The organism is Acetonema longum DSM 6540 (genome assembly GCF_000219125.1).
In the GTDB taxonomy this organism is placed as follows: Bacteria; Bacillota; Negativicutes; order Sporomusales; family Acetonemataceae; genus Acetonema; species Acetonema longum.
Map to the genome: position 1 here is coordinate 21,367 of NZ_AFGF01000006.1, position 10,141 is coordinate 31,507.

9 protein-coding genes are annotated in these 10,141 nt (G+C 46.1%); 5 read left to right on the plus strand and 4 right to left on the minus strand.

Translation table 11 applies throughout. The features are described from left to right. Positions 1–25 precede the first annotated feature (25 nt). The 3 genes from ALO_RS00380 to ALO_RS00390 form a co-directional block, all read right to left on the minus strand. Positions 26–1,156 carry a hypothetical protein gene (locus ALO_RS00380; protein ID WP_004091687.1) on the minus strand — a complete coding sequence of 377 codons (1,131 nt, stop codon included), beginning with the start codon at positions 1,154–1,156 and terminating at the stop codon, positions 26–28. A 125-nt stretch (positions 1,157–1,281) separates the two neighbouring features. Further along, positions 1,282–1,776 (minus strand): YajQ family cyclic di-GMP-binding protein, encoded by a 495-nt coding sequence (locus ALO_RS00385; protein ID WP_004091688.1) that lies wholly within the window; start codon positions 1,774–1,776, stop codon positions 1,282–1,284. 100 nt (positions 1,777–1,876) lie between these two features. Next, positions 1,877–2,140 carry a hypothetical protein gene (locus ALO_RS00390; RefSeq protein ID WP_139025282.1) on the minus strand — a complete coding sequence of 88 codons (264 nt, stop codon included), beginning with the start codon at positions 2,138–2,140 and terminating at the stop codon, positions 1,877–1,879. Between the two features lie 365 nt (positions 2,141–2,505). Between ALO_RS00390 and ALO_RS00395 the strand changes: the two genes are divergently transcribed. From ALO_RS00395 to ALO_RS00415, 5 genes are all read left to right on the plus strand, one after another. Next, entirely contained in the window at positions 2,506–2,841 is a 336-nt protein-coding gene (locus tag ALO_RS00395; protein ID WP_004091691.1) for a hypothetical protein, read from the plus strand. 50 nt (positions 2,842–2,891) lie between these two features. Next, the gene (locus ALO_RS22685) at positions 2,892–3,353 is read left to right on the plus strand and encodes a hypothetical protein (protein ID WP_004091694.1); all 462 of its coding nucleotides are present in this window, start codon (positions 2,892–2,894) and stop codon (positions 3,351–3,353) included. A gap of 107 nt (positions 3,354–3,460) precedes the next feature. Further along, complete coding sequence (locus ALO_RS00405; protein WP_004091696.1) at positions 3,461–4,324, plus strand: RluA family pseudouridine synthase; 864 nt, start codon at positions 3,461–3,463, stop codon at positions 4,322–4,324. A gap of 99 nt (positions 4,325–4,423) precedes the next feature. Continuing rightward, the gene (gene fba, locus ALO_RS00410; RefSeq protein ID WP_004091698.1) at positions 4,424–5,353 is read left to right on the plus strand and encodes a class II fructose-1,6-bisphosphate aldolase; all 930 of its coding nucleotides are present in this window, start codon (positions 4,424–4,426) and stop codon (positions 5,351–5,353) included. A gap of 172 nt (positions 5,354–5,525) precedes the next feature. Next, positions 5,526–8,471, plus strand: a complete 2,946-nt coding sequence (locus ALO_RS00415) for a PEP/pyruvate-binding domain-containing protein (protein ID WP_004091700.1) — start codon at positions 5,526–5,528, stop codon at positions 8,469–8,471. Positions 8,472–8,508: 37 nt separating this feature from the next. Here ALO_RS00415 and gdhA read toward each other — a convergent pair whose 3' ends face one another. Beyond that, positions 8,509–9,864 carry an NADP-specific glutamate dehydrogenase gene (gene gdhA / locus ALO_RS00420; protein ID WP_004091701.1) on the minus strand — a complete coding sequence of 452 codons (1,356 nt, stop codon included), beginning with the start codon at positions 9,862–9,864 and terminating at the stop codon, positions 8,509–8,511. Positions 9,865–10,141 lie beyond the last annotated feature (277 nt).

A 10,141-nucleotide genomic window follows, 5' to 3' on the forward strand; every position in this document is an offset into this window, starting at 1 on the left:
TATTTTATTTATTTGATTTCATTTCTTATCTCACTTTAAATTTAGCGCTCCTCAACATCTGCTGTTCAACCCCTTCCCATTCGTCGGGGTAAATCGGTTCAACCGGCGTAAAGCTGAGATTATTATCACTGTTGAAGGTCACTTGTGTCATTTGCAGCGCTGCCAAAGCAGTGGAAGCGTTACAGGCATCCGTAACGGTCTGCCGGTCAAACTTTAGAGCCAATACGCAGGAATCATCCATAGTATCCCGGACCATGCCATTGGCATAACCCAGATCAAAGGCCGGGATATTTTCATAAATGAAAGCGATCATTCGCATGGTTACGGCAGAACACAACTCCATATATTGCTTGTTAATTTGTCTGACTTCTTTGTCTTCATAATTAATGCGCCCGGACGGAGCCAAACTGCAGGTTTGTCCGGGTATGATGGATTTTGCCGGAAGCCATATCTTAAGCAAAGGGACGTTCGCATGCATGTCGATATCAAGATCCACTGTAAAGGGAAAGCCAACCTGAGAAAGAGTCTCGTATAACCGGAGCATAATAGCGTCAGGTTCCCCCGCCAGCAACCGTTCAATGGCGTTAATCCTTTCATCCTCATCTTCATCATGCTGGACGCGAGCTGCCTGGATTAATTCGATTTCCAGCTGGGTGCGTTTTTCAATCTCCTCGTCCGCTTCGGCCAAAGCCTGTACTAAAGCCTTGCTGCGGTCTTGAATCGTAAAGTAGAGCCATACTGAAACGAGAGCCGCCAATCCCCCTGCCACGGCGAAAATGATGATATCCGGCACCACAAACAGGCTAATAACTAAAAGTGCTAAAACTCCTACCTTACTCATAATGGGGATGGAATATTTCTTTTCCGTTGCAGTGCGGCTCTCATCCCGCAAATAATCAAAATTAGGGATAGGCGGTTCTTTGAATGGTACTCTTTCCAACGCGGCCGTATAGTCCTGAGGTGAAAAATCCAGTTTGCTGACCGCAGCCAGTTCTTCTTCTACCTCTTTATTGTGCTGAAATTCTTTGCGCCAACGTTCTATTTTTTCCAGGCGATTATAGTACCTGACTTCCATGTGTTCTCTGCTGCCATCTTTTTCCTTTGATAAGTCCTGCGCAGGTTGCAGTGAATCTAGTTCTAACTCGCTGTGCGCCATAGCTGTTCCACCTTTCATTGGAATTCTCTTTCTATTGTAACGGAAAAAAAGCCCACTCACCAGACCTTTTTCCAAAAAAGAGCGGCAAAACAAAAAATCAAATAAAAAACTCCCAATAACGGGAGTTAAGACCTATAGTTTACAAACTGCAATTCAATACCAAAGTCCGCCTGCTTTAACTTAGCCATCACATTTTGCAAATCATCGATATTTTTACCGGATACACGAACCTGATCATCCATGATCTGAGCCTGCACTTTTAATTTAGAATCTTTCACAGCAGCAACAATTTGTTTTGCTTTTTCCTTGTCGATACCCCGTTTAATTGTAATCATCTGCCGCACTGTTCCCTGGGCTGCCGGTTCGATTTTGCCGTAATCCAGATTTTTTAAGGAAAGTCCACGTTTGACGACTTTGGTTTGCAATACATCAATGACGCTTTTTAATTTGTAATCATCGTCGCCAATGACTTTTACCTGTTCTCCCTCCAAGCTGACCTCCGACTTACTGCCGCGGAAGTCAAATCTCTGACTGATCTCTTTTACGGTTTGATTTACGGCATTATCCACTTCCTGCATATCCACTTCCGATACAATATCAAAGGAACAATCTTTCGCCATCCCCAACATCCTTCCATCTATGAACTACGGGACTGCTGCAAGCTATCCGTGTTATTCTCACTGGGATACCTTCTGATAGTTTCACACCGGCCTTCCTGACTTATTCACTATGGCTTACCTTGCCAAAAACAAAGCGAATCAGTTTATAAATCAAATACAGCACATATTGAAAAATCATACCCATCAAAAAAAACTTTACTTGTAAATGATAATTTAGCCTGTAAATGAACCCTAGTCCTAAAGACAAAGCAACCACATAAGATATCGCAGATATGTTGTTTTCCGCATAAGGCTTTCCAATTCGCGGCATGAGCATCCAGCCAAACAATAGCCCCCATACCACAAAGCTCGCATTTACCGCCACCGGCATCTCTCCCCTATAGGTCTGTTGATAAAATATTCTGTGTCAATTGCGCCAATCCCTTCCTAGTGCTCTGCTATCCCTAAAATTTCAGGGATGAATTGTGCGAGATTTTTTGCTCAACAAGGTGGCGGAGCCGCGCATATCGGACTATGTAAGGCGACGACAACAACGAAGCTGAGCGGAAAACCTCGCACAGGAACACGAAGTTTTAGGTGTAATAGAGCAGTTGGATTAAAATATAGTCCGTTAACGAATGTAGCATTATGTTTCGGCTTTTCATATGATGTATCAGGTAGAACCTAGGATTATGTGCAATATGAAGAATCAAAAATTCAGAATGGAAATAAAGGAGGTCGTACAGTTTTATGGATTGCAAATATCCGCATTGGTATCATGAAGAAGATAAAGATCTTTGTGATTGCATGCCTAAAGACATGATGTTTGAAGATGCGACAGGTTGTAAATCGCATGTCACGGAAAGCCTCAGAGACCGTATCTTGTGCCTGTTAGGCAATGAGATTTTATTCTCGGTTGACGCCCGTATTTGCAGGCGCGAAACTTTCTGCGGGACTCTCTGCTTTGTAGGGTGCGACTTTATCATCGTAAACGTAGTGGTCCGCGGCTGCGCTACATCCCTGCATATTCCCATGAAAATGCTGCGGTTTATCGCTCCCTTTAAAGGCCACCACCGTCTGTTTTAGATGCCTGCCGCAGCCATAAGATTCTGTTCAAGGAATGGTGAAATGGCGCCATGAACTTTCTGCGCAAACCGGCTGCAATTGATATTGAACACATGAAAATGCTGCACGAAGAAGCAATTGACCAGTTGGAACTCATGCGAAGCGTTCTTGCGGCTCGTGAAGAGGCTACCGGAACCATGCGGGACAGCCTGGAAAATATGGCCTTAGAACACTGGAATGCCTATCTGGATGCCATTCATTTGATCTCAATGCATGATGAGGCCATAGCATCAATCTTGCAGCAACATGGTTTATCCTTTCGCGAAGAGTCCAATTCTGGCGAAGTCGAACGGCAACATGTAAGACCGCTTTTGCTTTCATTACTTAGCGCAGCTTTAGTTCGACGCCATCGTCGCATCAGACAAATATATAGCTGGCATGCCCGCCCCATCAGCGACTACTTAAATGAATCAATGAGTATGGAACGCAAGCATTTAGTGGAACTCATCGCCATGGTGGAAACTCTGCTTTAATTGCGGAAACTGCCTTTTGCAAGGCAGTTTATCTTTTTACAAGGATTATCACAGGAAAAAGAAGAAAACTAAACTATCAGTAAATCCAATACGACAGGAGCTTTGTCATGATCGTCGTCTCTGTGCCTGCAGGAATTCACATGGTCCCGCTCATTCATTGCCTGACCCGCTTGGGGATATCTCAGACGCAAAAGCGAAAAATGAAGAGATCCGGCACAATTTACATCAACAATGCGATTGCCTCACTAATGACACCGGTATCAGCCGGCGATCACATTACCGTTGATTTTGCCGCCAATAAGCCGGCTATTGTACCACGCCCCGGGCCATTGTCCATTGTATACGAAGATGACTCCCTTCTAATTGCGGACAAACCGGCCGGAATGCTGGTCCATCCCACCGTAAAACTGGAAACAGGCACCCTGGCCAACGCCGTTTTATTCTATTATCAGCAGCAGAATCTTCTCTATGATTTTCACCCGGTAACCAGGCTGGATAAGAATACATCCGGGTTGGTGTTAATTGCCAAACAGGCTAACATACACCGCCTGCTCAATAATCCTGAGAAAATCACCAAAGAATACCTGGCCATCGCCGGCGGCTCTGTCATATCCGAGAGCGGCATCATCGACGCTCCGATTCAGCGTCACCCAGACAGCATCATCCAGCGAATCATCCATCCGGACGGGCAAAGCGCCGTCACCCATTTCCGAGTGCTGCAGCGTTTTGCAACAGCTACGTTAGTATCTCTTAAACTGATTACCGGCCGTACTCATCAAATCCGCGTGCACATGGCCTATATCGGGCATCCCCTGCTTGGCGACGATCTCTATGGCGGATCAGAAGAAAAAATAGACCGCCAGGCTCTGCACGCCGCTAAACTTGAATTGCTTCACCCCATTTCGGGAAAGGCTATTCAGGTTAGTTCTTCCATGCCGCCGGACATGCAGGAACTGTTAAAATTAGTCTGACTAATGCGAAATGTTCGTGTATATCACCATACTTTTTAACTATTTTTGCCTGATATATGCTATAATAAATCTGCATATATCAGCTTAGGAGGGTTCATAATGCCGCTTGTTACGTCCAAAGAAATGTTCCGCAAAGCCTATGAAGGCAAATATGCCATCGGCGCCTTTAACGTCAACAATATGGAAATCATTCAGGGAATTGTTGACGCCGCCAAAGAAGAACAATCTCCCCTTATTCTCCAGGTATCGGCCGGCGCCAGAAAGTACGCCAGACATATCTATTTAATGAAATTAGCAGAAGCCGCAGTAGAAGATTCCGGTCTGCCCATTTGCCTGCATTTAGATCATGGTGAAGATTTTGAAATCTGCAAAAGCTGCATTGACGGCGGTTTTACCTCCGTGATGATTGACGGCTCGAAATTTCCTTTTGAAGAAAATATTACAGTAACCAAAAAAGTCGTAGAATACGCTCACGCCCGAGGCGTTACAGTGGAAGCCGAACTGGGCCGTTTGGCCGGCGTAGAGGATGCTGTCAAGGTTTCCAGCAAAGACGCTTCTTACACCGATCCGGACCAGGCAGTGGAATTTGTGGAGCGCACCGGTGTAGACTCGTTGGCCATTGCCATAGGCACCAGCCATGGCGCCTATAAGTTTAAAGGCGAGCCCTCTTTGGACTTTGCCCGTCTGGAAAAAATCTCGAACCTGTTGCCTGAATTCCCCTTAGTCCTCCACGGCGCCTCCACCGTGCTGCCTGAATTCGTCGCCAAGTGCAATCAATATGGCGGCAAGATCGACGGTGCTCAAGGCGTACCGGAAGAAATGCTCAAACAGGCCGGTAAACTGGGGGTCTGCAAAATCAACATCGACACCGACCTGCGCCTGGCCATGACTGCCTCCATCCGCGAACACTTCGCCCACAATCCGGGTGATTTCGATCCGCGTCAATATCTAAAACCGGCCAGGGAAGCCATTAAAAATATGGTGAAACATAAGATTAATGCTGTGCTGAATTCCAGCGGCCGGCTGTAATCTTTCTGTTTAAATAATTAAGGCATCCGCAAAAAAGCGGATGCCTTAATTATTTCTCCCGGCTTTCCGAAGTGACATGCTTTAAAACCAGCTGTATTTATTATATACTGAATATTAACTCAATCATTTTAATGAAAAATTTTGCGAAACAGGAAAGTGAGGACGGATTAATATGGGAAAATCCGTTGATTTGAAAACCCGTTTTTCGGGCATCCATGACCTGATGAAATTCCGGGTTACCGAAATTCTGCTGATATCTACGGAATATGATGCCTATGTCCTAGAGGAAGACGGACAGTTAGCCGAACAGATCTATCACCATTTTAACGACCTGAGCATCCCTTTTATACCCAGGATCCATTGGGTAGCCAACAGCGAAGAAGCTTTTGTCGAGCTTGAAAAGGGTTCCATCCACCTGGTCATTACCATGTCGCGTATCAGTGACATGAGTTCCTTTGAGGTTGAAACAAAAATATATGAAACGTACCCAGCCATCCCCATTGTCATGCTTTCTTATGATCGCCTGACACCGGAGATGATTGCCAAACTCCGGGCCACGCCTTGCATTAACCGGGTGTTTCACTGGTCTGGCGATAATAAAGTGTTATTAGCAATCATCAAATATATAGAAGACCAGAAAAATGTGGCAGCCGACAGCAAACTGGGAGTTCAGGCTATTTTAGTGGTTGAAGATTCTCCGGTGTATTACTCACAGATTTTGCCGATTATCTATACGGAAATTTTGACTCAGATTCGCTGTTTGCTGCTGCATGCTATGAATGTCAGCCACGGATTGCTGCGAGTACGTCTGAGGCCGAAAATTCTTCTCGCGGAAACCTATGAAGAAGCAATGGAGATTATCACTACCTATCGCTATAACCTGCTGGGGGTCATCTCTGATGTGAGGTTTCCCAGGAATGGGGTGTTAGATCCTTCAGCCGGTTTGGAACTGGCAAAGCAAATGCGCAACATGATAACAGACTTTCCGTTTTTGCTGCAGTCGGAAGAACTCGAAAATGCCGAAAAAGCCGAGGCATTGCAGGTGCATTTTTTAGATAAAAATTCATCAAATCTTATGCAGGACTTGCGTAGTTTCATGTTGGCCAACTACGGCTTTGGCTCTTTTGTGTTTAAATATCCTGATGGCCGGGTCGTTGGTGAAGCAAGCGATATTACCAGTCTGGAAAAAATGATCCGCGAGCTGCCTGCCGAAAGTCTGTACTATCATGCTTCCCATCATCATTTCTCTCGTTGGTTCCGTGCCCGAGCCGAAATAGAGGTCGCCGATAAGCTGCGGCATATCAAGTGTGAGGATTTGGGCGATATTGCCGCTGTCCGGGCTTATATCCTTCAGGTCTTAAATGATTACTTTCTAAAATATCAATCCGGCTTAATCCTGGATTTCGAAGGGCTTTCCAAAAAGGATATGGATAATGCGTTCATAAAGCTGGGGACAGGCTCTTTGGGCGGCAAGGCCAGAGGCATCGCCTTCATGAATTCAATGATTGTCAAAGCCAGTCTGACGGATAAATACGAAGATCTTAAAATCAAGGTGCCTCGCTCTTTTGTCATTAGTAGTGATGTTTTTGAGAAATTCATGGAAGAAAATGACTTGCATTCTTTTATCGCCAGTAATCCAAAAGAATCAGAAATCGCGCAAAAGTTTACGGAAAGTTCTTTGCCGTCGGCAACCCAAGCCAACTTGCAGCTCCTGACCCAATATATCAAATGCCCCCTTGCCGTGCGTTCGTCAAGTATTCTGGAGGATTCGCGGGTATTGCCCTTTGCCGGCATCTATCGCACCTATGTGGTTCCCAATAGTCACCACGATCCCGCCGTTCGCCTCAAACAGCTCTCAGACGCCGTGAAACTGGTATATGCCTCGGTATTTTACGCAGCTCCGGTACAATATGCCAAGAATGCGGATATTCGCATTCAGGAAGAAAAAATGGCTGTCCTGATTCAGGAATTGGTGGGAGAATACCATGGCGATTTCTATTACCCGGTTATCTCCGGCGTAGCCCAGTCTTACAACTTTTATCCATACTATCCGATGCAGCCGGAGGAAGGAACGGTGAGTCTGGCGCTGGGCTTAGGAAAAGCAATTGTCGAAGGTGAGCGGTCATACCGCTTTTCACCGGCTCATCCTAAGCTAAATCCACCAATTTCCGGCCCTCAGGAATATGTATCTAAATCGCAAAATGCCTTCTATGCTGTCAATTTGAAAGCATCTGCCGCTATCACACTGCATCCTGATGAGGACTATATCTATGAAAAACTGCCAATTTCCCAGGCTGATAAAGATGAAACTCTGGAGTATATTGGCAGCACCTACTCGCCGGAAAATGACTGCATCTATGACACAGTTTATCAACCGGGACGCAAGCTGGTGACCTTTGCGCCCATCCTGAAGTATGGCCAGCTGCCTCTGACGCAAGTAATTAACGACTTGCTGAATTTAGGCAAGAAGTCCTTCGGCGCCAATGTGGAAATTGAATTTGCCGTCAATATTCCCAGGGATCCATCAAAACCCAAAGAGTTTAATTTTCTGCAGATCAGACCCATGGTAATTGGCCGGGAAACGCTGCAGGTTACCCTGGATGAGCCAAAAGATTCCTGGTGCTTTAGCCAGCGTACTATTGGCAACAACTTTTTTCAAAATATCCGTGATATCATTTTTGTCAAGCCTGAAACCTTTCAACTGCAGAACAGCCCGCAGATCGCCAATGAAATTGGCGCGTTAAACCGAATTCTGTCCCTGGCGGGCCGGCGCTGCATTCTAATTGGCTTCGGCCGTATGGGAACCACGGATAGATGGTTAGGAATCCCTCTGACATGGGAGCAAATGTCTCAGGCCCGCATCATCGTGGAAGTGGATCGTAAAGAGCTTCGTCCGGAACCTTCTCTAGGCAGTCACTTCTTTCACAATCTGACAGCTACCAATATGGGCTACTTCCACATTCCCTATAACGATGAGATCCAGGGAAAAATTGATTGGGATTGGCTCCTCAGTCTGCCTGTTCAGCAAGAAACCCAATATGTCAGACTGGTGAGGCGGGAGGCTGCCTTCGAGGCTAAAGTTGACGGCAGAAGCTTTAAGGGGATTATATACAAATAGAAAAAGGGCGCACAAGGTGCGCCCTCCCCTATTTTAACTACACTAAACCTTGCGCCTTCATTGCTTCAGCGACCTTGATAAAGCCGACGATATTGGCGCCGATAACCAGGTTGTCTTTATGACCGTATTTTTCCGCCGTTTCGCTGGCGTTTTTATAGATATTGAGCATGATATCCTTTAGTTTGGCGTCGACTTCTTCGAACGACCATGCCAAACGCATGCTGTTCTGGGTCATTTCCAGGCCGGAAACGGATACGCCGCCTGCGTTGGCAGCCTTAGACGGTCCAAGGTAGACGCCGTTTGCCAGCATGTAATCAATGGCCTCATTGGTGGAAGGCATATTGGAGCCTTCGCAAACAAATTTAATGCCATTGGCAACGATTTTTTTTGCATCATCTAAGAGAATTTCATTCTGGGTAGCACAAGGGATAACGATATCCACTTTCACTCCCCACGGTTTTTCGCCGGGATAAAATTTGACGCCATATTTGTTGGCATAATCTGCAACCTGGTCATGGCCCGAGGCTCTCATTTCGAGCAAATACTCAATTTTTTCACCGCTAATGCCGGCGGGATCATGAACATAGCCGTCCGGTCCGGAGATGGTGACAACCTTGCCGCCAAGTTCGGTCACTTTTTTAACCGTACCCCAGGTAACGTTGCCGAAGCCGGACACAGCAACAGTCTTACCCGCAAAGGAAGTGCCTTTTGATTTCAGCATTTCCTGGCAGAAATAGGCGATGCCGAAGCCGGTAGCTTCCGGACGAGCCAAGCTGCCGCCAAAGGGAATGCCTTTACCGGTTAACACGCCGTTTTCATAACTGCCTCTAATTCGTTTATATTGTCCAAACATATAACCGATTTCCCGTCCGCCTACGCCAAGGTCGCCTGCCGGCACGTCCACATCCGGACCAATATGGCGGTAGAGCTCAGTCATGAAGCTCTGACAGAACCGCATGACTTCCGCATCAGACTTGCCGCGGGGATCAAAGTCGGAACCGCCTTTGCCGCCGCCCATAGGCAGGCCGGTCAGTGAATCCTTGAAGGTTTGTTCAAATCCCAGGAATTTAATAATGCCAAGGTTGACTGACGGATGGAATCTCAAGCCCCCCTTGTATGGTCCGATGGCGCTGTTGAACTGAACCCGGAAGCCCCTGTTTACACGTACCTTACCGGAGTCGTCCATCCAAGGCACCCGGAAGATAAATTGCCGTTCCGGCTCGACGATCCGCTCCATGATACCCAGTTCAATGTATTCGGGATGCTTTTCCAGCACACCTACTAAAGAACTGAGCACTTCCTTGACCGTTTGGTGAAATTCCGGTTCGTTGGCATTGCGTTCAACAACCCGCTGATAGAGTTCTTCAATGTACTTTTGAGCGTTGGTAGCCATTACTTTCAACCTCCTCTATTTTTAGGCCGAAGGAACGTCTTACGTTCTCCGCCTTACCCAACACTGGTTAGAATGCGACAAATATTATCCGCCTGATAAATTACTTTACAGTTTATAAAGATGTTTGCAGCAAACAGCAATTATGTATACAATATACAAATCTTGTTTACCAACTAAATCTTATAGCATTTAATCAAATATTTCAACTAATTATTTCAAAAATTATCAGGTAGTTTTTTTGTAGTCTATCGAGGGATGAAATGTGGGAGTAAAAAGC

Bases quoted from the DNA above. Each gene is read 5' to 3' on its own strand.
- ALO_RS00380 (WP_004091687.1), bottom strand. From the start codon at position 1,156: ATGGCGCACAGCGAGTTAGAACTAGATTCACTGCAACCTGCGCAGGAC.
- ALO_RS00385 (WP_004091688.1), bottom strand. From the start codon at position 1,776: ATGGCGAAAGATTGTTCCTTTGATATTGTATCGGAAGTGGATATGCAG.
- ALO_RS00395 (WP_004091691.1), top strand. From the start codon at position 2,506: ATGGATTGCAAATATCCGCATTGGTATCATGAAGAAGATAAAGATCTT.
- ALO_RS22685 (WP_004091694.1), top strand. From the start codon at position 2,892: ATGAACTTTCTGCGCAAACCGGCTGCAATTGATATTGAACACATGAAA.
- ALO_RS00405 (WP_004091696.1), top strand. From the start codon at position 3,461: ATGATCGTCGTCTCTGTGCCTGCAGGAATTCACATGGTCCCGCTCATT.
- fba (WP_004091698.1), top strand. From the start codon at position 4,424: ATGCCGCTTGTTACGTCCAAAGAAATGTTCCGCAAAGCCTATGAAGGC.
- ALO_RS00415 (WP_004091700.1), top strand. From the start codon at position 5,526: ATGGGAAAATCCGTTGATTTGAAAACCCGTTTTTCGGGCATCCATGAC.
- gdhA (WP_004091701.1), bottom strand. From the start codon at position 9,864: ATGGCTACCAACGCTCAAAAGTACATTGAAGAACTCTATCAGCGGGTT.